This is a genomic window from Fulvimarina fulva (assembly GCF_039652615.1).
Classification (GTDB): domain Bacteria; phylum Pseudomonadota; class Alphaproteobacteria; order Rhizobiales; family Rhizobiaceae; genus Fulvimarina.
Genome location: NZ_JBDJAC010000002.1, coordinates 350,024 through 372,946, shown reverse-complemented (window position 1 = coordinate 372,946; position 22,923 = coordinate 350,024). Strand labels below are relative to the sequence as shown.

Sequence of the window (22,923 nt, the reverse complement as noted above, 5' to 3'; positions counted from 1 at the left end):
CTCCCAGCGACTTCGACATGCCGGGAAGTATCTAACCTTGCTGTTTGCCGCACAAGGAAGGGACGGATAGGAACTTGACTGGTTGCGGGTAGGAAAACCTACCCGATTGAGATGGCGCGTTTCTCTGTTCGACTTTCGGGGGCGAACACTACGGAACCCGCGACTGCCTCGGCCATCGCGGCGACTTCTTTCGCGGCGCAGCAAACCGGCGGCATCGGCATCAGCGTTGCTCGTTCAGCCAGACTGCGACAGCCATCGCGCGGTTCTGGACATCCAGTTTTTCATAGAGATTTTTGAGATAATATTTGACGGTATTCTGCGAGATGCCCGTTCGCGCCGCGATCTGCACATTCGTCCAGCCAAGGGCGAGCATGGAAAGCAGCTCGCGCTCACGCACGGTGAGCTTGGAGATCGCCGTATCGTTGACCGAGGTGAGATCGAGGAAGGGAATGCAGATGCGGCCGTTCGCGACTGCGAGCAGCGTATCGAAGAGCACGTCCGGATCATCGAACTGGTAGCAGAAGCCGTAGACGCCGAGACGGACGGCCTGGCGCAGGATCACGATGTCCTCTTCGGCCGAGAAGATGACCACGCGCGGCGGCTTCTCCTTCTCCTTCAGCTTGATGAGGAGCGAAGCGCCATCCATGTCGGACAGGGTCCAGCCGACGACGACGATGTCGAAATCCGGATCGTCGGACCGGCGCAGGATTTCCGCGCCGCTTTCGGCGGTTCCGGTGAAGGCAAATCGATCGTCCTTGCCAATCAGATGTTTCAGCGCTGAAACGACGAGCGGATTGCGCTCAGCCAGCAGGACTCGGATCGGTTTTTCGGCAGCCATGTTCCTCCCACACCGACACTCCGGAGGTGCCAAACCGGAGGGCCGTCGTTCCTTGATAGTCTAGTGAATTTACACGCGGTGGGTAAAGCCCCGCGCAGCCGGAATTCAACCGTTACCGGTCTCAGCCCGTCCAGCCGAGACCGGCGGACGTGCAATGGATCGACAGAAGAAGGGCATCCAGCGTGCGCGGATCGCCATCCTTCACCTTTTTGCTCCTGCGGACGCGGGACAGGAGCTTGACCTGAAGATCGTGAACGCCGGCGAGCTGTGGCGCGACGCGGTCGATCTGCCGCTTGTGAACCGGGAAACGTTCTGAGAGATCGTCCGCGCCCGTCACTGCGATCAGCATCTTTCTCGTCAGCTCGTATTCGTTTTCGATCTTCCCGAAGATCGCCTGCCGCACCGTTTCGTTCTCGACGAGGGCCACATAGGCGCGGGCGATGTCGAGATTGCATTGGTAGTGCTGCTTCTCGACCTCGTCGATGATGAGGCGGAAGAGGCGCGAATGGCGGAACATCGCCCTCAGACAGTTCATCCCGTCGTCGCCGCGCACCTTCACGAAGCTGTCGAAGGCCGTCCCGATGCCGTACCAGCCCGTCATCAGATGGCGGTTCTGGCTCCAGGCGAAGACCCACGGGATCGCCCGCAGTTCCGACAGATCCTTCGGGCTGCCGCCGAACCGGCGCGCCGGGCGTGAGCCGATGTTGAGGAGGCCGAGCTCTTCCACCGGGCTCGCCTGGTTGAAATAGTCGATGAAGCCATCGGTGTTGATGAGATCTGCATAAGCGGTCTGGGAAAGGCCGGAGAGCGCCTCCATCGCCTCGTTGAACTCGGCATTGTCCTTCAGCTCCCTGTCGTGCGGGCTCTTCAGCGTATGAGCCAGCACGCTCGCTGTGAGGATTTCCAGATTGTGAAGCGCCGTGCCCTTGTTGGCGAACTTGGAGGAGACGACCTCGCCCTGTTCCGTGAGGCGCAGGGCCCCATCGACGGTTTCCGGCGGCTGGGCGGCGATCGCGCGCCCCGTCGGTGCGCCGCCCCGGCTCACCGAGCCGCCTCGGCCGTGGAAGAAGGAGACCTTCACCCGGCGTTTGACGCCGATCTCATGCAAGGTCCGCTGGGCTTTGGACAGTTCCCAGTTGGAGGTGAAGAAGCCGCCGTCCTTGTTCGAATCCGAATAGCCGAGCATGACCTCCTGGCGGTCGCCGCATTCGCGCAAAGAGCGGCGGATCGCGGGGATGGCGATCATCTCCTCCAGAATGTCCGGCGCTGCGCGCAGGTCGTCGATGGTTTCGAAGAGCGGCACGATGGCAAGCGTCGTCGCCGCGCTCGGGTCGTCGCCCGCTGTGATGCCGCCCCAGCGCGCCAGAAGATGGCAGGCGATCATGTCCTCGGCCGATTCCGTCATGGAAAGGATGAAGGCGCCGATCGCCCGATTGTCCTTGGCTTTCGCCTCGCGCATCACCCGGAAAAGGGCGACGGTTTCCTGAGCATCGTCCGAAAGATCGTGGCCGGCGATGTCCGGCTTGGCCTCGCTTCTGAGCGCATCGCGCAGGCGGTCTCCCCAGCCTTCGTCGCCTTTTTCGATCTTTCTGTCGTCGTCGACGCCGAGATTGAGGAGTTCGGCAACCACCTTGTTAACGATCGTCGCGTTCTGGCGAATGTCGAGGGCGGCGGTGTGAAACCCGAAGATTTCGAGCTGCCAGATCACCGGGCGCACCAGCCGCTCGGCAACGGCGATCGCGCCGACCTCGACGAGCCCCTGATTGAGCGCAAGAAGTTCGCCGCGCATCTCATTGGGGCTTCGATAGGATGTCGCGGCGTTCGCGCGCCGTTCGCCGTTCTCGTCGGCCAGGGTCGCCTTGAGGCGGGCGCGGACCGCGCAGACGAATTGGCGGAAGGGCTCGTTCGGGTTGCGACTGGAGATGCCGTCCCGCTCGCCGCTGAGATCCAGAACGCTGCCCAGAGCTTCCCGGAAGGTCTCGGGGATTGTGCAGACATTGGTGGAGACACTGAGTTCCACCGTGAGCCGTTGAAGGGGGGCGAAATAGGATTCGAGCGCTGCGCGGCGGTACTCCTTCAGGGCTGCCCGCGTGAGATCGGCGGTGACGAAAGGGTTGCCGTCGCGATCGCCGCCGATCCAGGTCGAAAAGCGCAGGTTCGGCGAAACGGGCGTCGCGTTTTCCGGTGCATGGCGCTCGAGCGCGGCCGAGAGCACGTCGCCGAGCTTCGGCACGGTGTCGAACAGGATCTCGCGGAAGAAGTGCAGTCCCCAGGCGACCTCCTGATCGACGGTCGGCTTTTCGAGGCGCAGTTCGCCGGTCAGCCATAACAGCTCGATCTCGCCGCGCAGACGGTCGATCAGTTCGTCGCGCTCGCGCGGCGACCAGCGCTGCTGCTCGGCCTCGGTCAGCGTTCGATAGATGCGGCGGTGAATTTCCAGAACCGTGACGCGCTTTGTCTCGGTGGGATGGGCCGTCATGGTCGGGCCGACACGCAGGGCCCCGAGGAGGCGGCGGATTTCCTCCGCGCTCTGGCCGTCCGCCATGCACTCGCCGACGACGTTGGAAAAGGAGCCGAGGATCGCATCCGCGCTGCCCTTTCGTTCCACCGCGCGGCGCCGGCTTGTCGCGGTGTATTCCTCGGCGATCGCAAGCAGCTGGAACCAGGCGGCGATCGCCTGCAGGCCATCGAGCCAGAGGCTTTCGTCGAGGTCGTGCACAGACATCGAACCATTGACGACGCGGGCGAGATCGGGATGGCGGCGGCGGACGACGGTGCTGAGCTGGGCGAGCAGGAGCCCGCGAATGCCCTGTCCGTTCTGTTCGAGACCGGCATCGGCCATCGCGCTCTCACGGGTCTGGGCGCGGATGGCGGAGGCATCGTCATGCTGGCTTTTCAGTTGAGCGTTGCTCATGGCGGCTTCCTCCCGAATGTTCGAACCCGGCTGCCCTCCCGGCAAACGGATGCACGCGCGCCTCGATCGATAAATCGATTGAAACAGCGTGGCATCATCAGTTTTGAAAGAATCGAGCGCCGCCGCAAGGATGGGCCGGGGTATCAACTTCATGGCGGCCGGGTAGAAAATAGTCTCCGACCGGTTGAGGCTCGGGAGCCGGCGCAAGGCCGGAGGGAGGGTGCCTTACAGGAGAGGGCTGACGAGCCGCGCCATGTTTTCGAGGAAACGGTCCCACCATCGCCGGCCTCGCCATTCCTCAAGATCGAGACGATCGCTCATGGCCATATAGCTTTCCTGGATACGCACCAGCGTGGCGTTCGCCGCCTCGTCATGGGACATCAGGCTGATCTCGGCATTCAGCGTGAAGGAGCGGACATCGGCATTGCTCGATCCGATGACGCCGATCCGTCCGTCCATCGAGACGTTCTTGGCGTGGAGCAGTCGGTCTCGGTAGCAATAGATCGCAATGCCGGCCCGCAAAAGCTCGTCGTAATAGGAGCGTTGGGCGAAGCTGACGAGGCGCTGATCCACAACCTGCGAGACGATGAGATCCACGGTGACGCCGCGCGCCACCGCGTTCTGGAGCGCGATCAGGAGGGCTGCGTCCGGGATGAGATAGGGCGAGACGATGATCAGCCGCGCCCGCGCGCCATGGACCAGTTCCACGAGCAGTCGCTCGAAGCCGGGCGTGTTGAAGTCCGGACCGCTCGGCATCGCCTGCAGCGCGGCTTCGCCCGTTGTTTCGTGGACTGCAATGGCACCAAGCTCCTGCCTGGTCTCCAGATACCAGTCGCTGGAAAAGACCGCTTCGAGCGCGGCGACCACGGGACCTTCGACGCGCGCCACCAGTTCGTCGTTGACGATGCCGGGGCGAAAATCGCGGTCGACGATGTTCTGCGAACCGATGAAGCCGGACTTTCCGTCGATGATGCAGAGCTTGCGGTGGTTTCGAAGATCGCCGCGCGCCCGCCGAAGGGCCGCGAGGCGCACCGGCAGGACGAGACGGGCATCGATGGAGCGGAATTCGAGCATGGCGATGGTACGCTCGGCCCAGGCCCGCGAGCCCAGCGCATCCAGCATGACGCGGACTTCGACACCCCGTTTCTTCGCGCGGGCGAGTGCCTCGGCGACGCTTGTGCCGGTTTTATCGTCGGCGAAGATGTAGGTGAGGATGTGAACCGTGCGCTCGGCCCCGTCGATCTCGCGGATCATGGCCGCGATCGTGGCATCGTAATCGGTGTGAAACTCGATCCGGTTGCCGCCGCAGACCGGGAAGCCGCCGAGGGTTTCGGCAAGGCGTGAGATGGACGCAGATGTCGCGGGGCCATTTGTCAGAGAGGCAGCGACATCCGCGCGCATCGTCTCGGTCGCCGCGAAGCGTTTGCGCCGCCACGTCGGGAACCGGGCTCGGCCGAACAGGCGATAGGCAATGAGCGCGGGTATGGGCAGAAAGAGTACCAGCAAGAGCCAGCTGCGCGCCGCTTCCGGAGGTCGCCGCATGGGGATGACGAAGACCATCACCAGCCGAATGGCCCATTCGCAGAGCAGGTAGTAGAGCGCGAGGCTAGAAGCGTCGAACATGGGCCTCGCGCGGATCGAAGCGCGGTCTTTCGAGGGGCGTCGCGGAACAGGAGTCGGAGAACCGGACGCCGATCATGAGGGCTCGATCCGTTTCGGTTCAATCTCGCGATCTTTGTCGCCGCCTACGAAGACCGCGAATTTCTGGGTCGGTTCGAACTTCGAACAGACGATGACGAGCATGGCCGTGAGCGGCACCGCCAGAAGACCACCGGCGACACCCCAAACCCAGCCCCAGAAGAGCAGGGACAGGATGATGGTGATCGGCGGCAGGGACACGCCTCTCGATTGCAGCATGGGATAGACGAAATTGCTGATGACGAGCTGCAAGACGACGAAACCCAGAAAGACCACGAGCGGCATGACCCATCCGCCATACTGGATGAAAGCGTACAGGGTGGGCGGCAGAATGCCGATGATATTGCCTATGACAGGAATGAAATTGAGAAGGAAGTTGAGAATGCCCCAAATGAGGGCGAGATCGAGCCCGAGGGCGAAAGCCCAGGCGAAAGACGCGACACCTGTAATGAAGCTGGTCAGAGTGGTCATGGCCAGATAGCTGCGCAGACTCTCCGCCATTTCCGCAACGGTCTCGGAAATCACGCGGTTGTCGTCAGTCTCGTATTCCTGGCGGAATTTATAGGCAAGCTTGGGCACTTCCGGAAAGCCGAGAATCACGATGACCGCCACGACGCCCAGATAGCTGAGGACGGTGTAGACGTCGCTGAGAACCATGCGGCCCATGTTGAGAATGCGTTGAAAACCGTTGATCTCGTCCGGCAGGGTCGGAAGGCCGTTGGTGCGGGCCCAGTCCGAATAATTCTCGAAGACGGCCGCAAACTCGTCTCGCCGTTCCACGAAGTTCTGGGCGACCTGCGACAGCGCGTAGAGAATGACGCCGAAAAAGAGAAGCAGGCCGAAAATCAGGACGATGATCGTGATCGTGTAGCTGAGCGCGGGTGGACCGAGCTGGTTGGCCCAACGCTTGATCGGCCAGGCCGAAGCGATGATGCAGAACGAGACGACGATCGGCATCAGCACGGGATAGCCGATCTTGACCGCCGCGATCGTCAGAATGATCGCCATGACGATGAGCAGGCGATTGCGCATCAGATCGGGCTGTATCGACATTCGACCTCGCAACCTGTCCTGCCGGGCATCCGGCATTTCGAGATATAAACCAAGAGGCGGAACGGTTCGAAACCTGGCGAGGTTTGCGCGCCTTGCAATGACCACCACTCGATAAGCGCAACGGTTGGGAGAGACGCTGGTTGCGGTGCCCGCCAGCGCTGTTTCGCTCGCCGGCCGTTCAACATTCGTGCAGTCGGTCATCCCGCTGCATTAAAAGCCCCCTCAGGAGAGCCAGTCCGGCGGCAAGGATGAAAGCCGGCCCGTCGTCGCTGCCTCGATGCAGCCGGCAAGGCTTGCAAGCCGGACCGCGCAGCCGGAGAGGCCGGGGCCGTAATGGGCGTATTTCCCGGAATTGGTGACCACGGTCTTCGCATCCACCGGAAACAGCGGGCGGACGATCGAGCACCAGCAGAGATCGGAGTGGATCGTCACGCCGGACTGAACGAGGCGGGAAAGCGTGCCCTCGCGCTCCAGCTGTGCCTTGACGGCTCTGCCAAGGGTGATGATCAGCGCCACACCGTGGGCGATGCGGCGGCCTTCGAGACCCTCCGCCAGCCGGCGGCATTCGTCTGCCGAGGCGTGTGGGCTGCCGATGGCGACCAGATCGATCGCCTGCGCACCCTGATTGAGTTTTTCGAAGGTCCCGGTGAAGTCGGCTCGGCCGATGTGACGATGATCCATGTCAGCGGATGCGCAATCTTCCGCCTCGGGCGTCACGTCGGCGATGTGCAGCATGGGCGCCGCGGATGTGGTTCCGAAGGCCGCGCACAGCGCTTTCAGGGCGTCAGGGCCCGGTTCAGCCGACTTCAATCCTCGCAGCAGGGGAATGCGATCGGGCGATTTGAGCCCGGCGCAATATCCGATGAGCGGCCAGACAAGATCGTCCGCGCCATCCGGAATCTCGACGTCGATCACGGTTCGGGCACGGCGATGATCGTCGAGATAGACCCCGGAAAGGGGCGCGCGGCCGGTGACCGCGATGCAAAGATCGAGAAAATCGGGGTGCTTCTGCGTGCGTGCGCCGAGCACACTGTTGGCATAGATGACGGCGTTCGATTCCGACCAGGCGATGGGCTCGTTAAGGCTTGGGGGCCCGTCGAGCAGATAGGGCGAGCAGGTGAAGCTCGGCCGGCATCCCATGTCGAGATAGCAGTCGGCGAGGCGCTGGGCAGGCGCACCGAAGCTTGGTGTAATGCCCTGCGCCTGCCACCGGCCATGTTCGATGGAGATCGCATTCATCGTCGTTGGGACCGAGACCTTCGCGCCGAGCCCGGCCATTCGTTCCGCGAAGACGAGATTGGCCGGGCTTGCATAGATGCAGCCGTCGATATGGGCGCGGGTCACGTCGAGAAGGGATGTCGCGCCCTGACTTTCCGCCATGGCGCAGACGATGCCCATGGCGATCCGCGCGGCCTCGCCCTCACTGCCTGCGAGCATCGAGCGGTCCCTCGCGGTGAGAGTGAGAGTTTCGTCGCTCGCGGGTCGGAGTTGATGGGACGCGCCATCGAAGGCGACCGCGTTCGGGGTGATGCGGGCGTTTTTCGCGGCAGAAATTGCCCCGTAGGCTTGCGCATCCAGCCGGATGACCGGCACGCTCGCCTTGAACATCCCGGCCGCGACCAGCGCTCCCAGGGTGAGAACGTCCTCCGGCCCTCCAAAGACGAGCGCCGAAGGAGCCCGGCCGGCCAAGGCAAGGTCGAGAAAGACGCCCGAACCCGAACAAGAGCCCCGGCTGGTCGGCATGACGAGGATCTTCCCGCTCACGATTTCGCCGTGCTGCGGATGGTGCGCGTCGATAATCCGCCCGCTTGCAGGATCGACGCCGCCCCAGAAGCTCAAGGGCTCGTCGAGCGCAAGAACTTCGCCTTCTCCGTGCCCATCGAGAACGCTGCGGCCGGCGGTCCCGGTCACAGCACGCTGAACCCGGCGGCGAAGGGGTCGCGATCGTCGATGAAGATCGTGTTGATCCCGGTCTGCCGCGCCCAGCCGGCGATGGAGGGCACAATCGCGGAGAAATTCCCCACTGTCGTCGCCGCTTCCACGCGGCCCCTGAAGAGGGAGCCGATGATCGATTCATGCACGAAATCGTCGCCGACGGTCAGCCTGCCTTTCGCGGCAAGCTGTGCCATGCGCGCCGAGGTACCCGTGCCGCAGGGCGAGCGGTCGATCGCCTTGGCACCGTAGAAGACGGCGTTGCGCCCATGGGCTTCGGGGTGTCTCGGCGTGCCCGTCCACAGGATATGGGAAAGGCCGGATATCTCTGGATGCAGCGGGTGGACGAACTCGTATCGGTCGTTCAGCGCGGCCCGCAGGCGCGGCGACAGGGCAACGAGTTCGCCGGCCGAAAAGTCGCTCATGTCGCAAAACGCCTTTTGCGGCTCGACGATGGCGTAGAAATTACCGCCATAGGCGACATCGACGACGAGCTCGCCGATGCCCTCGACCTCGACGGTGAGCCCTTCGGAATGGAGAAATCCCGGCACATTGGTGAGCCGCACCTCCTCGACGAAACGGCCCTCCTGCCGATAGGCGATGTCGACGCGTCCGGCCGGCGTTTCGAGCGAGAGCCTGCCGGGCTCGCGCGGTGTGACGAGACCGTTTTCGATCGCCATCGTCACCGTGCCGATGGTGCCATGGCCGCACATGGCGAGGCAGCCCGAGGTCTCGATATAAAGGACTGCGACGTCGCAGTCCTCGCGGGTTGGCGGGTATAGGATCGCGCCGGACATCATGTCGTGGCCGCGCGGCTCGAACATCAGGCCGGTGCGGATCCAGTCGTAATCGCGAATGAAGTGGGCGCGCTTTTCCAGCATGGTCGCGCCCTTGAGCTGCGGGCCCCCGCCAACCACCAGCCGCACGGGATTGCCGCAGGTATGGCCGTCGAGACAGGAGAAGGTGTGATTGGCCATGGCTCAGAACCGCTGTGGAGAGAAGGGCGCGAGGTTGATCGGCGCAGGCTGGCCGGTCAAGAGGTCGGCGACGAGCCGCGCCGTGCCGGCCGACTGGGTCAGCCCCAGATGGCCGTGGCCGAAGGCGTAGACGATACGCGGCGATGCCCGCGAACAGCCGATCGCCGGCAGGCTGTCGGGGAGGGACGGGCGGAAGCCCATCCACTGGCGGCCGCCCTCCGTTTTCAGGCCGGGCAGGAAACTCCTGGCCTTGTTGAGCATGGCATCCGCGCGGGCGAAGTTCGGCGGACGGTCGAGGCCAGCAAGCTCGACGGCGCCGCCAACCCGCACGCCACTCGACAGATTGGAGATGACGAAGCCATGCCCGCCGAAGGTCAGCTGGACCCGCAGATCGAAGGCACCGACGGGAAGGCTGGTGTTGTAGCCCCGTTCGGTTTCGAGCGGGATCGTCTCGGCGAGGGTTTTAGCGATGCGGTGGGAGTAGGCGCCGGCCGCGACAACGACCTTGCCGGCTTCGAGGACGTCACCAGACACGGTTTCGATCCGAACGCCGTCTTCAGAGGGCTTGAGGCCAGCTACGTCCTTGCGCTCGATCCGGCCGCCGCACTCTTCAAAGCGTCTGGCAAGGGCCAGCACATAATCCTTCGGATCGGACACCGAATACCAGCCGGGCGTGAACGTGCCGTGGGTGAGTTTCGGCGAGAGGCCGGGCTGGATCTCGGCCATTTCCTCATGACTCATATGCCTGAATTCGATGCCGTGCCTCTCGCGCGCGGACCAGCCGGGGAGGGAGGCGCGGAACTCTGCCTCGCTCTCATAGACTTCGAGATTACCGTCCTTGCGCAGCATGTCGATGGTGCCGCTCGCCTGCATGAACGGTTCGAGCTCGGCCTTGGACAGAGCCATCATCGCGGCCTGCGCCCTCGAGCCCGCAGCATAACGGGAAGGCCGCGCCGAAAGCGCGAAGCGCACCATCCAGGGCGCGATGCGGAACGCGTAGCCTGGCGGAACGCTCAGGGGTCCGAGAGGGTCGAAAAACCATTTCGGAGCCTTGCGGAAGATAACGGGCGACGCAAGCGGCAGGATGTCGGTGAAGGCGAACGCGCCGGCATTGCCGGACGAAGCCCCTGCCGCCGGTCCTTCGCGGTCGATCACCATGACGGAAAGCCCGCGTGCCTGGGCCGCGCGGGCCGCCGACAGACCGATGACGCCGGCTCCGATAACGGTGACATCCGGTCGCTGATGAACGGCTTTTCCCATGGCCGGTGAAATCCGCCTTCTCTTGCGGCGTTCCCGTCAGCTCAAGCCGCCGGTGCCAGCGCCTCGATGCTGTTCGAAAGCTTCCACTCGGCATACCAGCGCTGGAAGAGGGTGAACTGCGCTTCGGCAAAACCGCGCTGGCTTTCGCTTAACACGTCGCCTTCGTTGAAATGCAGACGATACTCTTCTTCGCCCTTCAAAACGAGTAGATGCTTGAAATAGAGAACGAGGTCCGGGCCTTCGTCGAAGGAGGAGAGAACGGCCAGCGCCCGGTCCAGCTCTTCGGCCGCGCGGCGGGCCGCGACGCTGCCCTTCGCGGCTTCTCGGCTCAGGGCGCAGAGATGGAGAACTTCCTCGGGAAGCACATTGCCAATGCCGGTGATGGCGCCGGTCGCGCCGCAATTGACATAGCCGTGGACGACGGCGGTATCGACGCCGATCATCAGCGACACGGCGTCGTCGCGGCTGGTGATCGTCTCGGCGGCATAGCGCAGGTCGTCTAAGCCCCCGAATTCCTTGAAGCCGCAGAGGTTCGGATGCTCGGCCCTCAGCGCAAAGAACAGATCGGCGCGGGTCGCAAAGCCGTAATAGGGGCTATTGTAGATGACGGCCGGAAGGTTCGGAGCCGCTGACAGCACCGACTTGAAATGGGCTTTCTGGGCAGCGGGCGCGCTGCCGCGCGACAGGACGCGCGGGATGACCATCAGGCCCTTTGCGCCAACCTTTTCGGCATGGGCCGCATGGGCAGCAGCGAGCTTGGTGTTCATCGCGCCGGTCCCGACGATGACGGGAATGCCTGCTTTCGCGAGGCGCTCGACGCCGGTCATCCGTTGCTCGTCGGTGAGAAGCGGCCAGTCGCCCATGGAGCCGCAATAGACGACGGCGGACATGCCTGCGTCGATCAGCTCTCCGGCCTTTCGAACCAGTGCGTCAAAATCCGGTGTCCGGTCCGGCGTGCAGGGTGTCATCAGGGCCGGAATGGTGCCTGAGAAGATGTCGGCTTTCATGGCTCTGTCTCTCGAAATCGAGGGTGGAAAAGGGCCGTATCTCAGGTCCGCTCAATCCTTTTAGCTCATTGTATAAAGTTTGTCGACAAAAATGCGGATAGGCGAAAGGGGGTCAAAGCGCAATGTCGAGGTCGGACCGGCGGCTCATCAGGCTCTGGATCTGCGTAACGATCTGTTCGGCATGGACTGCGGCGAGATCGTCCGCCTTCTGGAGGTCGCGGCTCTCGATTGCTTCGATCATCGCCTTGTGTTCATCGACGAAACGCTTGGGCAGGCGATCCTCGTAGGAGCCGTAATAGACGCGCAGAATGCGCCGGCCGTCGTCCATGAGCTTGGTGAAGAGGCCAAGGAAATAGGCGTTACGACCGGCCTCGGCGATCGCGATATGGAAGGCCCGGTTCGTGGCGATCATGGCGAGCGCGTCCTCGCGCTCCACCGCCTGTTCGAACTCGCTTTGGTGTGCGCGGATGGCGATGAGGTCTTCCGGGCTGTGGTGCTGGGCCGCGAGCCGCGTCGTCACCCGGTACATCAGGACCAGCGCATCGTAGAAGCTTCTGAGATTGAGCGTGTCGATGCCGGAGACCAGGGAAGCGCGGTTCGGCAGGGTTTCGACCAGCCCGTCGGACGCGAGCTTCACCAGCGCCTCGCGCACCGGGGTTCGGGATACTTCGAAGCGTTTTGCGAGCCGCACCTCGTCGATGGGACTGCCCGGAGGCAGTGTCAGTTCGAGGATCTCGTTGCGGAGAATGTCGTAGACATACTGGGAACCAGAGACGCGTTTACGCTCCATGACGGACCTCTCGATCGTCGGCATTGCGCCGGCTCCCAAGCGAAGCCAGTCTCACTCTGTAATAGGCCTTCGATCTTTCCCGGAAAGCAAGGATCGACAGACTTTCGCTCTCCTCCGGTGGCGTCGACGGACGCAGGAGAAAACCAAGCCGTTGGCGAATGCGAGCCTCGTCGCCCGCCTACGTTGCGTTGCCGCCAGCAGGCAGCCGCCCCCTCGATGGGCGGTTTGCGGGCAACCCGCTGGCTAGAACAATCGCGGACCGTTAGCGCTGGGCGCCTTCGGGCGGCGTCTTTCCCGCTCGGATGGCGTCCTCGCGCTCGTCTTCGCTCATCGCTTCCCATTCCTGCACGTCCTTGGGAATGTCCTTGCCGATCAGATCCTCGCCCAGTTCCTCGCCCTTGTAGCGCTTGTCCGTGCGTTTGATGGCATTGCCGAAGCCGCCGTAATTCGCATTGTTGTCGTTATCGCCCATGACTGTCTCCGTTTCCTGTTCTCTCCAAACGGTTCAGCCCGCCGAAAAGATGCGAGGGTGGGCCAAGTTTCGAACGAAAAGCGAACGTTGTCGTTGAACCCCTCGGCCAAGGTCTCTATGCGAAAGACCGACTTATGACATCTGAGCCGCCTTCTGGAGCGCCGACCCAATGAGCGACACCTCCCGTCTGATCGCGCCGGACAAGCGCGGCGAGGACATCGACACGACGCTGCGCCCGCAGGCGCTCGACGATTTCGTGGGGCAAGCTCAGGCGCGCGCCAACCTCAAGGTGTTCATCGGGGCCGCGAAGGCGCGCGGCGAGGCGCTGGATCACGTCCTCTTCGTCGGACCTCCGGGGCTCGGCAAGACGACGCTCGCCCAGATCATGGCGAAGGAGCTTGGCGTCAATTTCCGGGCAACATCCGGACCGGTGATCGCGAAGGCCGGCGATCTCGCCGCTCTGCTCACCAATCTGGAAGAGCGGGACGTGCTCTTCATCGACGAGATTCACCGGCTCAGCCCGGCAGTGGAGGAAATCCTCTATCCGGCGATGGAGGATTTCCAGCTCGATCTCATCATCGGCGAGGGGCCGGCCGCGCGTTCGGTGAAGATCGATCTGTCGAAGTTCACGCTGGTCGCCGCCACCACCCGCATCGGCCTCCTGACGACGCCGCTGCGCGACCGTTTCGGCATTCCGGTCCGCCTGAATTTCTATACGGTGGCCGAGCTGGAACACATCGTAACGCGCGGTGCGCGGCTGATGGGCCTCGCGATGGACAAGGCGGGTGCCGAGGAAATCGCCCGCCGCTCCCGTGGCACGCCGCGTATCGCCGGGCGTCTGTTACGCCGCGTGCGCGATTTCGCCGAATTTGCCGGCGCCGAAATGGTGACGCGCCAGGTTGCCGACGAGGCCCTGTCGCGGCTGGAAGTGGACAGCCTCGGCCTCGACCAGCTCGACCGGCGTTATCTCGATCTGATCGCCATGAATTTCGGCGGCGGTCCAGTGGGGATCGAGACGATCGCGGCCGCACTTTCCGAGCCGCGCGATGCCATCGAGGATATCGTCGAGCCGTATCTTCTCCAGCAGGGCTTTATCCAGCGCACGCCGCGCGGCCGGCTGATGACGCAGACCGCCTTCCGGCATCTGGGGCTTGCCATGCCGGCAGGCTTCCAGGGTGTCCAGTCGAGCCTGTTCGAGGAACCGGACGCGGAGTGAGACCGGCGGACCTTTGAAACCAACGGTTTCATGGGTCGTTGGCAGCCCGAGCGGCGTTTGAGCCGTTTGCCGGGCGTGGATTGACCTAGCGGGTCAATTCATTCGTCCGGCGGTATGACAGGTCTTCCGGCTGACGCAGCCGGATACGGATTTATTCCGCGACGATCTTGTAACGCGCGCCTGGCTGAACCTGTTGCGAGGCGTCGAGGCCGTTGAGCAGGCGGAACAGCGCCGCCTCACGGTCGACGCCCACCATGCGGCTTGACAGGCTTTCGACCGTATCGCCGCCGGCTGCCGTCACCACGCGAATGCGCAGCGGCTTCAGCGAATTGCGCTCGGCCGTCGAGAGCATCCGGAAGGACGAGGAAACGGAATCGGAGATCGAGGCAACGCGCGAGGCGTTGTCGGCCGGCACGGCCGTCAGGAAACGATAGACCTGCTTTCCGACCCGAACCACGGTGACATCGAAGGCATAATCTCCGCCCGAGGCGCGTGCCGACACCGCTTCTAGGCCGCCGATCCGTCTCTGCCGGATGGTCGACTTGTCGAGGCCGCCGACCCAGCCGCTTGCAATGTAATCTTCCAGCCGGGCCGAGGGCGCGAGTGCGACACCATCGAACCGGATCGCGACGTCGCCCGGACCTGTGGCGAGCACCGCCTCTGACGTGTTGTCGATCACGAAGTCCTGCGGCACGTCGAAGGCGATGCCGAGGCCCGGATGATAGAAGCTGCGTCCGCGAACATAGCCTTCCGAGGCCGAGTCGCCGAACAGAATGCCGTCGATGCCGGCGAGGTAGCGGTCGCGATCTGTCGTGCCGGTGCCGACCGGGCCTTGCTCGGCCGCATGGCGCCGGGCGAGACTGATGCGCTGGGGTGCGGATGGGTGCGAGGCCAGGAAGTCGAGGCTCGGATTTTCCACCTGGAACGCATTGCGGAAGTTCGTATAGGCGTCCATCGCCGAAAGGAAGCGGCTCGCGGCATAGGGGTCGTATCCCGCGCGCGCGACGTGCTTGATGCCGAGATCGTCGGCCTGAAGCTCCTGCTGGCGGGAGAACTGCGCAACGCTGAGCTTGTTGCGGGCAAGGGCCATGCGGCCCGCCTGATCGCTCGCGAGAACTTCCGAGACGACGCGGCTTGCGATTTCGGCTTCGCGCTCGCGCTGCTGGCGCTCGATGCCGTGATTGGCCGAGACGTGAGCCATCTCATGGCCGATCACAGCCGCGACTTCGGCGGAATCATTGGCGAGCGCCAGAAGTCCGCGCGTGATGTAGACATAGCCGCCCGGCAGCGCGAAGGCATTCACATTGGGGGAATTGAGAACGGTGATGTTGTAGGCGCGATCGGCATCATCGCTCGTGGCCTGCAGCTTGCCGACGACGCCGGCCAGCATCCGCTCCACCTTCGGATCGGAATAGGCCCCGCCATAGGCCGCGAGGATCTTCGGGTGCTGCGAGCGGCCGATGCTGGACTGGGGGTCCTTGGCCTGCGCGGTCTCGAAGGTGACCGGCGAGCGCGATGCGGCATAGCCGGTCTTGAGATCGCTGCTGGTCAGGCCGAGCCCGTCTTCAAGGGTCGTGCAGGAGGCGGTCCCGAGCAGAAGCGTGGCTGACGCCATAAGACCCAGCCGACGCAGAATCGAGCCACCAGCGTTGGACGCTTTTGCAAACATGCGCTTCGAAATTCGCCTCAATCTCTTGCCGTAACGCGGCGGTTTGCCGCTGCTCGTATCGGTTCGAGCCAACAATGCCCTTTAAGCGTTTGTGTCAGCCCCCCGATAGAGTGAACGCGCAACAGGACGTTCCTCAACCGGCATCGTCCCCACGATGCGGCAGTCTTCGTTCTAGGTCGAGATTGAGGTTGCAATGGGGCGTTTGTCTCGCCCGAAAAGCGTTTCGCAGCGCAGACAAGCGCTTGCGCGATGCCAGGTCATGTCACGTCAACACGGCTTGAATGGTCTTGTGACCCGAGATAGCGGCGCACGGCCTCCGGGGCATCGGAACCCAGCATGGCCTCGACCGGGCCGATATGGGCGATTCGTCCGGCATCGAGAAAAGCGACACGATCGGCATAGCTGCTGGCGTCTTCGGGGTGATGGGTCACCATCAGGATCGTCAGCGGTGTATCGGTGAACTGGCCGCGAAGCTGACGCAGGGTCGTCATCATCTCCCGGCGAAGCGCGGGACCGAGCGAGGCGAAGGGCTCGTCGAGACAAAGCAGCGGCTGGCGGCGCAGGAAAGCTCGGGCAAGCGCCGCGCGCTGGCGCTCCCCGCCGGACAGTTCATGTGGTTTACGCCCGCCCTTGCCTTCAAGGCCGACGGTTTCGAGGCCTTCCTCGATATGCGTACGCTCCTCTTGGGTCAGTCGGCGATTCGGAGCGATACCGAGAGCGACATTCTTGAAGACGGTCAGGTGCGGGAAGAGATTGTTGTCCTGAAAGACGATCGAGAGCGGGCGCTCCGACGGTCCCCGGCCTGTCACGTCTTCACCGGCGATCGACAGAGAGCCGCTGGTGAGCGGCAGGAACCCGGCGACCATATCCATCAGGGTGGATTTGCCGGCGCCGCTGGGGCCGATCAGCGCCAGCCATTCCCCCGGTTCGAGTTCCAGATCGAGCGTGACGGACCAGTCGTTGCGCGCAAAGACAGCACTGTCGAGGCGAAGGGCAGGCTGATAGTGGCTCATGTCGCTTTCGCCTCATCTGCGCTTGTGCGTTCGGCGAACCAGATCAGGGCGAGGCAGACCACGCCCAATATGAGGGCGAGACCGGCCGCGTCGTCGGTTCGATAGCTGCCCATGCGCTGATAGAGCAGATAGGGAAGCGTCGTGAATTCGCGATTGCCGAACAGGGCGATCGCGCCGAGATCGCCAAGAGAAATCGCGATGGCGAGCGCGAAGGCAAGACCCGCGGGACGCTTCAGCGCCGGATAGTCGAGAAGGAAAAAGCGGCGAAACCCGGTCATGCCGAGGCTGTCGGCGAGCTTTTCATCGCGCCGATGGGCGGCCGCGAAGCCGGGCCCGAGAATGCGGACCGCGAAGGGCACCGCCATCGCCATATTCGTGAGAACCACGATATAGGGCGCCGCCGAAAAGACGCTCGTCACTTCACGCAGGCCAAGGAACCAGCCGGCCCCGACGACGACCGGCGGGACGACGAGAACGAGGCTTGCGGCAATCTCCAGCGCGCGGCGGGGAAGGGGTGTCGCGAGCATCATCCGCCTCTCGGCGCTCGCAAGGGCTTCGACGCCAAGGAGGATCAGGACAGACACGAAAAGCGCAAGGACGCCCGAGGTGAACGCGACCCAGAGGCTGGTGAAAAGCGCGTCCAAGACCGCTGCTTCCGTCAGAAGCCGCGCGAGATCGGCCGTGATGCCGGCAAGGACGATGGCGAGAAAGGGCGAGAGCACGAAGAAGAGCCCGAGACCAAGGATCAGCGCGTCGTAACTCCTGAGAAGTGGGCCTGCCCGGTCCCAGCGGGTTGCCCGTCCGCCAAGCCCGAACTGGCCGGCATCCGAGCCGCCAAGCCGGTTCGCGATGGTGAGGATGATCGCCGTCAGGCCGATCTGTAGCAGCGACAGCGCGACGGCCCGGCCCGGTTCGAAGTCGTATCGCAGCGTCTGGTAGATCGCGACTTCCAGCGTCGTTGCGCCAGGGCCGCCGCCGAGGATGAGAACGATGGTGAAGCTCGTCGCGCAGAGCATGAAGATGAGGCTTGCCGCCGCCGGCAACACGGTGCGGATCGCCGGCCATTCGACCAGTCGGAACGTCGTCATGGGCGAGAAGGACAATTGGCCGGCAAGCTTCCAGCTTTCCTTCGGAACGTCGTCGAGCGCGGCGATCATAAGTCGGGCCGCGAGCGGCATGTTGAAGAACACATGCGCGACGAGAATGCCCGAAAGGCCGTAGATCGAAAAGCGCGGCAGGCCGAGGAACGCGCCGATATCCGCGACGACGCCATTGCGTCCCCAGACGGTGATGATCGCCAGCGCGCCGACCAGAACGGGAAGCGCTTGGGGCAGAAGGAAGATGCGCAGCACCACGCTTCTTCCCGGAAAGCGCGATCGGTGGAGGGCGCTTGCCAGGGGAATGGCGCCGAGAACCGAAAGGAGCGTCGACAACGCGGCCTGTTCCAGCGTGAACAGGGTGACGCCGCGCAGATAGGGATCGGTGAGGATCGCGAGAAACGGAAGCTCGGCATCGGTGCCTGCGGCAAGCAGGAGGAAGCCGCCGGCCAGAAAGCCGGTAAGGAGCAGCGCGGCAGCCACCCCTATGCTCAGCCGGATCGCCCTGTCCCGCTGCATGATGGTTGTGACGTGCAAGATTGGGCGATCAGCGTCCGAGTGCTTCCAGCCATTCCTGCGTCCAGGCCTGGCGATTCTCGGCAACGGTTTCAGGATCGATGTAGATCGGGTTTTCGACCTGGATCAGCTTGCCGAAGGCCTCCGGCAGCTCGATGCCTTCGATCACCGGATAGGCCCAGTTTCCGGTGGGGATCACCGACTGGAAATCCGAGGTGAGGATGAAATCGAGAAATTCGCGTGCAAGCTCCGGCTGTTTGGCGCTTTTCAGCATGCCGGCCACCTCGATCTGCAGGTAGAGACCTTCGGAGAAATCGGCCGCCTGATACCGTTCGGTGTCCTCCTCGATCATGTGATAGGCGGGCGAGGTGGAATAGCTGACGACGAGGGGCGCCTCGCCGGAAGTGAAAAGCCCATAGGCTTCCGACCAGCCGGGCGTCACCGTCAGAATACGGTTCGAGAGCTCCTCCCACTTCGCTTTCGCATCATCGCCGTAAACCGCCTTCATCCAGAGGAGGAAGCCAAGGCCCGGCGTCGAGGTGCGGGGATCCTCGATCGCGATCTTCTGCTTGGGATCGCCGGTGACGAGCGCATCGAGGCTCTTCGGCCAATCCTCGGCGGCTTCCGTATCCACCATGACGGCGAGATAGGAATAGTCGAAGGGCACGAACGTATCGTCGTCGTATTCGACCGGGAGGGAGAGGGGCGAGAGATCGACCCCACTTGGCGCGAAAAGACCGGTCGCCTTTGCCTCGGGCACGAGATCGGTCGTCAGGCCGATAACGGCATCGGCCGGCGAGGATGCGCCTTCGAGCTTCAGCCGGTTGAGGATTGCAACGCCATCGGCAAGGCCCACGAACTGGAGGTCGCAATCGCATTGCGCCTCGAAGGCCGCTTCGATCTTGGGGCCCGGACCCCAGTCCGGCACGAAGCTTTCATAGGTGTAGACGGTCAGGACCGGTTTCTCGCGGTCCTGCGCATGGGCGGCACCGGTATGTACGCCCGCAACGGCCATGGCGATCGCACCGGTGAGGAGCGGACGGAATTTCGACTGGGCCAACAGGGCCTCCCTTCAGGTTGTTTCGAAGGAAAGCCGGCGAGCCGAGGCCGCGAGTGATCGAAGCCGGCGCCCTCATTCCCTCCGCCGGCATGACCCGGATCAGGTTCGACGGGTCGGCTTTCAGCCTCTCAGCCTGCGTCGGATACGCGGCACCCCGTGTGAGCTTGGCTGAAAGATTAAAGCGTTTCGGCTGGAAAGAAAGCGATTCCTGATCAGGCGCGCAACGCGGACGGCTCCTTTCGTCCGATCCCTTTTGCACGCCGATGGCTTGGCCGAAGCTGCGTCTGCACCATTCTCTCGCCGATGACCGAATTCGCAGTTCTCCTCGCCGGCGATATCGCGCCGACAGATCATCTCAAGGCGCGCCTTTCGGCCTGCCGCATCATCGCCGCCGATGCTGGGATCGCCCATGCCCGCGCGCTGGGGCTCAAGCCGGAACTCTGGCTTGGCGACTTCGATTCGGCCGAGACCTCGCTTCGGGAGACCAGCGCGATCGAGACGCGCTCCTTTCCGACCGGCAAGGACAAGACGGACGGCGAGCTGGCGATCGAAGCCGCGATCGAGCGCGGCGCAACCCGCCTCGTCATTGCCGGTGCGCTCGGCGGGACGCGCAGCGACCACGCGTTTTCCAATCTCGTCCTTGCCATGCGTTATGTCGGTGAGGGGATCGCGATCGAGCTCGACGACGGCCGCGAACGCGGCTGGCCCCTCACTCCGGGCAAGCGTCGGGATGTTGATCTCCCGCCCGGAACCCAGTTTTCGATCCTGAAATTCTCCGACATCTCCGGCCTGACGATAACCGGTGCCGTCTATCCGCTTAACGATGTCAGCGTGCCGTTCACCTCGATCCTCACCCAGTCCAACGAGGCGACAGGGCCCATTTCGGTCGTCATCGGAACGGGGCGAGCCCTTTTATTGGCCCAGGCCGATCCTTCGGCCCATTGAGGCTCGATACGCGGCTTTGGCACAAAGCTTGAACCCAGCCATCGGTTCGGCCGCACAGTCAGCTGCAGGTCTCGTTTCAGGAGGGCATTCACCAGACTGGCGCCGCGCAAATCATACGAAGTAAGCTTGATCGCTTCCCGATAACGGTTTGAAATCGTGTCAGCGCCGCTTCGGGCTCCGATACCGTCCCCCGGCCTCATTCGCCGGATACGGTATCAGTCGGGATACCTCTTGCGAAAAGCTTCACGGAACAGGTTTCGCACCGCCGCGCTTTATTCTATAAGCTCCCCGGCGTGGTCCCGTAGCTCAGCAGGATAGAGCATCAGATTCCTAATCTGAGGGTCACAGGTTCGAATCCTGTCGGGATCACCAATAAATCAATTGCTTAGCGATGCGCATCTCCGGCTCACAGGCTATTAGGGTAACGAGGCGGGTAACGAAAGCTTCCCTTTAGGCTACGGCACAGCCCCGAATTCTCACAAGCGCGTGAGCCTCTTTCCGGATCATGGTATCCGCTCTCCTTTTCCTGGGAACAGAAAGGGAACAATATGGTCGAGAAGATCCAGCATATGTTTCGGATTAAGCGGGAGGTGGAGCCCGGCGATCTAAAGGATAGGCTGATAGCGGAGATCAGGGAATTGCGATGGGCGCGCCGCATGTGGGTCGCGGTCATCGCCGACGAGCCGGATTCCCGACTTGTCTTTCGCCATGGTGCCAGGATCATTGCGAAGCACCCGCCGCAATAAGCGAAACTTGCGACAGTGAAAGCCTAACTGGCGAACGGAGCAAAGAGCACAAGGAAGCTTAAGAACGCTATCGCGATTCCGAAAAACGCTATGACAAGAAGCGTTATTTCCGGCCTCAAGAGTGGTCGCATTCGTTCGCTGACTTGGCTCGGGGCGGCAAACACGAGAAAACGGTTATCTCGGAATGATGCTGGCGAACCAGCCGCCTATATCTCTTGAGCTTCGTGGTCTCATCTCGTTCGGCTTCAAGCTCTAGTTCTTGATTGGCTAAAGTTTGCCACGCATCTCTTGACCGTAAAAGTTTCTTTTTTACGGACATGAGGAGAGGCGGTTTAAGCTCTTCGTTTGCCTGATCGGCTCTATCTTGATAAACTTGGCTTTTTTCTTTTAGCATGAAATTCTTTCATTTTTCATTGAGAAAACATTCGGTAATTAACTTGATCACCCAGACATTTCGGTATTGAAAATTCCAGATACGACAATCATTTCATATGTAGATCGCGTTCATTCTAAATAATTCAATTCAAGCCGGAGAAATTATTATGAAAACGACTAATCCAAGTTTCGCTATGTCAGAATCAGAAGACTCGCTTTTACGGAATTTGAACGAGAATGGCGGTCAAGTTTCTTGGCTGAACCCAACATCAACCCTCTTGGTAGGAAAGAGGCTTGCGGCTTGGGCAGATTGTGGCGGTATGCTCGAAATTACATCCATGGGCCGTCTGGTGGCTCAAATGAGGGAGGAGGCGGCGGATCGCCCCCGACGCGCGCACGTCATGAAAGACATCTGAGGAATTTCCCCAGATGAGTAAGATCAATTCAGCGGAAAGCGCCCCGACCCGGCAAGGTCGGAGCGCCGCCATGACCTAACTGTCAACGATGGACAGATGCGAAAGCTATCGAACTTCGTCCAGCTTGCGCTTTTTGGCCTCGACGAGCGCCGCCAGCGCGTTTCCTTCGTGCCGCAGCTCACAATCCCCCTTCGCCATGATCAGGATGCCGTCCACCGGTGGATTCCATCGTGCAGTGCAACGGCTCATGAGAAGCGGATTTGGACGTCCTTGCCAAGCTCTTTGAGCATGGCCTGAAGCGGGCTGATTAAACTGCCGCGAACACGTGCGCGGCGAGGATGCCCCCGTCGCGCCGGTCGACTGCCAGAATATTAAGCTGCATCTGGCGTTCCTCCCGCTTGCCGCACCGGATGCCAAGACGGTTTATGATGCCGGCCACCTTCGCACGGTTCACCGTGGCGAGGTTGTAGCGCTTCAGCAGCGCCGCGACTTCCGAATAGCTGAAGCCGTGCAGGAGGAGGACGCAAGCGCAATATCGCGCCAGCGTCGTGTAGACCGATAGCGAATCAAACGCCGGCCGCACCCTGAAATTCACGATCTGCCGATGCCTGGGTTGGTTGTCGCCGGTCTGGTATGCGTCGAACGCCTCGCCGGTTTCGCGCCAGACCTGAAAGCTCTTGCCCTGCCACTGTCCGGCATGATCGCGCAGCGCGGCGAGGGCGGCATTGTCGAGCCGTTCGGTCTTGCCGAAAACCTTCCCGACGCTGACGGCCGAAACGTCGCCCTCTGGCCATCCTGAAGCCTCGGCGAGCATGTTCGGTTCTTAGCCGTTCGTCTCGCGGCATGGGCAGCGCGGGCTGCCTGTCAAAACATCGGGGTGGTCGGGCAGTTTGAAGTCGTGAAACGCCATCCTGCCCGGCCATCCCGAT

At 62.6% G+C, this 22,923-nt stretch carries 19 protein-coding genes, 1 tRNA gene and 1 riboswitch; of the genes, 5 read left to right on the top strand and 15 right to left on the bottom strand.

All coding sequences use genetic code 11. The features are described from left to right. Window positions 1–220: 220 nt before the first annotated feature. The 10 genes from ABDX79_RS05275 to ABDX79_RS05230 all read right to left on the bottom strand — a co-directional run bounded on the left by ABDX79_RS05275 (window position 221) and on the right by ABDX79_RS05230 (window position 12,941). Window positions 221–838, bottom strand: coding sequence for a response regulator transcription factor (locus ABDX79_RS05275; RefSeq protein WP_346219206.1), 618 nt, complete (start codon window positions 836–838; stop codon window positions 221–223). Window positions 839–959: 121 nt separating this feature from the next. Further along, on the bottom strand, window positions 960–3,752 hold the full coding sequence (locus tag ABDX79_RS05270) for a phosphoenolpyruvate carboxylase (protein ID WP_346219205.1): 2,793 nt from the start codon (window positions 3,750–3,752) through the stop codon (window positions 960–962). Window positions 3,753–3,977: 225 nt separating this feature from the next. After that, the gene (cls, locus tag ABDX79_RS05265; protein WP_346219204.1) at window positions 3,978–5,375 is read right to left on the bottom strand and encodes a cardiolipin synthase; all 1,398 of its coding nucleotides are present in this window, start codon (window positions 5,373–5,375) and stop codon (window positions 3,978–3,980) included. Between the two features lie 72 nt (window positions 5,376–5,447). Next, window positions 5,448–6,503: an AI-2E family transporter gene (locus tag ABDX79_RS05260; protein WP_346219203.1), complete on the bottom strand. Its 1,056-nt coding sequence runs from the start codon at window positions 6,501–6,503 to the stop codon at window positions 5,448–5,450. Between the two features lie 222 nt (window positions 6,504–6,725). Next, a complete protein-coding gene (gene lhpI, locus ABDX79_RS05255) occupies window positions 6,726–8,414 on the bottom strand; it encodes a cis-3-hydroxy-L-proline dehydratase (RefSeq protein WP_346219202.1) in 1,689 nt (562 codons plus the stop codon). Next, complete coding sequence (locus ABDX79_RS05250) at window positions 8,411–9,412, bottom strand: 4-hydroxyproline epimerase (protein ID WP_346219201.1); 1,002 nt, start codon at window positions 9,410–9,412, stop codon at window positions 8,411–8,413. The genes lhpI and ABDX79_RS05250 overlap by 4 nt, the downstream gene beginning before the upstream one ends. A 3-nt stretch (window positions 9,413–9,415) precedes the next feature. Further along, a complete protein-coding gene (locus ABDX79_RS05245; protein WP_346219200.1) occupies window positions 9,416–10,672 on the bottom strand; it encodes an NAD(P)/FAD-dependent oxidoreductase in 1,257 nt (418 codons plus the stop codon). Window positions 10,673–10,713: 41 nt separating this feature from the next. Next, entirely contained in the window at window positions 10,714–11,679 is a 966-nt protein-coding gene (locus tag ABDX79_RS05240; RefSeq protein ID WP_346219199.1) for a dihydrodipicolinate synthase family protein, read from the bottom strand. A 112-nt stretch (window positions 11,680–11,791) separates the two neighbouring features. Beyond that, entirely contained in the window at window positions 11,792–12,493 is a 702-nt protein-coding gene (locus ABDX79_RS05235) for a GntR family transcriptional regulator (RefSeq protein WP_346219198.1), read from the bottom strand. A 238-nt stretch (window positions 12,494–12,731) separates the two neighbouring features. Beyond that, window positions 12,732–12,941, bottom strand: coding sequence for a hypothetical protein (locus ABDX79_RS05230; RefSeq protein WP_346219197.1), 210 nt, complete (start codon window positions 12,939–12,941; stop codon window positions 12,732–12,734). 169 nt (window positions 12,942–13,110) lie between these two features. Here ABDX79_RS05230 and ruvB point away from each other — a divergent pair, with 169 nt between their 5' ends. Then, window positions 13,111–14,157, top strand: a complete 1,047-nt coding sequence (gene ruvB / locus ABDX79_RS05225; protein ID WP_346219196.1) for a Holliday junction branch migration DNA helicase RuvB — start codon at window positions 13,111–13,113, stop codon at window positions 14,155–14,157. 151 nt (window positions 14,158–14,308) lie between these two features. On the opposite strand, the gene ABDX79_RS05220 is transcribed toward ruvB, so the two are convergent. The 4 genes from ABDX79_RS05220 to thiB all read right to left on the bottom strand — a co-directional run bounded on the left by ABDX79_RS05220 (window position 14,309) and on the right by thiB (window position 19,512). Then, the gene (locus ABDX79_RS05220) at window positions 14,309–15,772 is read right to left on the bottom strand and encodes a M48 family metalloprotease (protein ID WP_346219195.1); all 1,464 of its coding nucleotides are present in this window, start codon (window positions 15,770–15,772) and stop codon (window positions 14,309–14,311) included. A gap of 311 nt (window positions 15,773–16,083) precedes the next feature. Continuing rightward, the gene (locus ABDX79_RS05215; protein ID WP_346219194.1) at window positions 16,084–16,839 is read right to left on the bottom strand and encodes a thiamine ABC transporter ATP-binding protein; all 756 of its coding nucleotides are present in this window, start codon (window positions 16,837–16,839) and stop codon (window positions 16,084–16,086) included. Next, window positions 16,836–18,473 (bottom strand): thiamine/thiamine pyrophosphate ABC transporter permease, encoded by a 1,638-nt coding sequence (gene thiP / locus ABDX79_RS05210; protein ID WP_463671113.1) that lies wholly within the window; start codon window positions 18,471–18,473, stop codon window positions 16,836–16,838. The genes ABDX79_RS05215 and thiP overlap by 4 nt, the downstream gene beginning before the upstream one ends. 10 nt (window positions 18,474–18,483) lie before the next feature. Beyond that, complete coding sequence (thiB, locus tag ABDX79_RS05205; RefSeq protein ID WP_346219193.1) at window positions 18,484–19,512, bottom strand: thiamine ABC transporter substrate binding subunit; 1,029 nt, start codon at window positions 19,510–19,512, stop codon at window positions 18,484–18,486. Between the two features lie 58 nt (window positions 19,513–19,570). Beyond that, a riboswitch (TPP riboswitch) is annotated at window positions 19,571–19,679 on the bottom strand. A gap of 136 nt (window positions 19,680–19,815) precedes the next feature. Between thiB and ABDX79_RS05200 the strand changes: the two genes are divergently transcribed. The 4 genes from ABDX79_RS05200 to ABDX79_RS05185 all read left to right on the top strand — a co-directional run bounded on the left by ABDX79_RS05200 (window position 19,816) and on the right by ABDX79_RS05185 (window position 21,994). Continuing rightward, window positions 19,816–20,457 (top strand): thiamine diphosphokinase, encoded by a 642-nt coding sequence (locus ABDX79_RS05200; protein WP_346219192.1) that lies wholly within the window; start codon window positions 19,816–19,818, stop codon window positions 20,455–20,457. 295 nt (window positions 20,458–20,752) lie between these two features. Then, window positions 20,753–20,829, top strand: a tRNA-Arg gene (locus tag ABDX79_RS05195). 176 nt (window positions 20,830–21,005) lie between these two features. Further along, window positions 21,006–21,203: a hypothetical protein gene (locus ABDX79_RS05190; RefSeq protein ID WP_346219191.1), complete on the top strand. Its 198-nt coding sequence runs from the start codon at window positions 21,006–21,008 to the stop codon at window positions 21,201–21,203. A 542-nt stretch (window positions 21,204–21,745) separates the two neighbouring features. Continuing rightward, window positions 21,746–21,994, top strand: coding sequence for a hypothetical protein (locus ABDX79_RS05185; RefSeq protein WP_346219190.1), 249 nt, complete (start codon window positions 21,746–21,748; stop codon window positions 21,992–21,994). Window positions 21,995–22,301: 307 nt separating this feature from the next. Here ABDX79_RS05185 and ABDX79_RS05180 read toward each other — a convergent pair whose 3' ends face one another. After that, on the bottom strand, window positions 22,302–22,808 hold the full coding sequence (locus ABDX79_RS05180) for a hypothetical protein (RefSeq protein WP_346219189.1): 507 nt from the start codon (window positions 22,806–22,808) through the stop codon (window positions 22,302–22,304). Window positions 22,809–22,923 lie beyond the last annotated feature (115 nt).

Bases quoted from the DNA above. Each gene is read 5' to 3' on its own strand.
- ABDX79_RS05275 (WP_346219206.1), bottom strand. From the start codon at position 838: ATGGCTGCCGAAAAACCGATCCGAGTCCTGCTGGCTGAGCGCAATCCG.
- ABDX79_RS05270 (WP_346219205.1), bottom strand. From the start codon at position 3,752: ATGAGCAACGCTCAACTGAAAAGCCAGCATGACGATGCCTCCGCCATC.
- cls (WP_346219204.1), bottom strand. From the start codon at position 5,375: ATGTTCGACGCTTCTAGCCTCGCGCTCTACTACCTGCTCTGCGAATGG.
- ABDX79_RS05260 (WP_346219203.1), bottom strand. From the start codon at position 6,503: ATGTCGATACAGCCCGATCTGATGCGCAATCGCCTGCTCATCGTCATG.
- ABDX79_RS05250 (WP_346219201.1), bottom strand. From the start codon at position 9,412: ATGGCCAATCACACCTTCTCCTGTCTCGACGGCCATACCTGCGGCAAT.
- ABDX79_RS05245 (WP_346219200.1), bottom strand. From the start codon at position 10,672: ATGGGAAAAGCCGTTCATCAGCGACCGGATGTCACCGTTATCGGAGCC.
- ABDX79_RS05240 (WP_346219199.1), bottom strand. From the start codon at position 11,679: ATGAAAGCCGACATCTTCTCAGGCACCATTCCGGCCCTGATGACACCC.
- ABDX79_RS05235 (WP_346219198.1), bottom strand. From the start codon at position 12,493: ATGCCGACGATCGAGAGGTCCGTCATGGAGCGTAAACGCGTCTCTGGT.
- ABDX79_RS05230 (WP_346219197.1), bottom strand. From the start codon at position 12,941: ATGGGCGATAACGACAACAATGCGAATTACGGCGGCTTCGGCAATGCC.
- ruvB (WP_346219196.1), top strand. From the start codon at position 13,111: ATGAGCGACACCTCCCGTCTGATCGCGCCGGACAAGCGCGGCGAGGAC.
- ABDX79_RS05220 (WP_346219195.1), bottom strand. From the start codon at position 15,772: ATGGCGTCAGCCACGCTTCTGCTCGGGACCGCCTCCTGCACGACCCTT.
- ABDX79_RS05215 (WP_346219194.1), bottom strand. From the start codon at position 16,839: ATGAGCCACTATCAGCCTGCCCTTCGCCTCGACAGTGCTGTCTTTGCG.
- ABDX79_RS05200 (WP_346219192.1), top strand. From the start codon at position 19,816: ATGACCGAATTCGCAGTTCTCCTCGCCGGCGATATCGCGCCGACAGAT.
- ABDX79_RS05190 (WP_346219191.1), top strand. From the start codon at position 21,006: ATGGTCGAGAAGATCCAGCATATGTTTCGGATTAAGCGGGAGGTGGAG.
- ABDX79_RS05185 (WP_346219190.1), top strand. From the start codon at position 21,746: ATGAAAACGACTAATCCAAGTTTCGCTATGTCAGAATCAGAAGACTCG.
- ABDX79_RS05180 (WP_346219189.1), bottom strand. From the start codon at position 22,808: ATGCTCGCCGAGGCTTCAGGATGGCCAGAGGGCGACGTTTCGGCCGTC.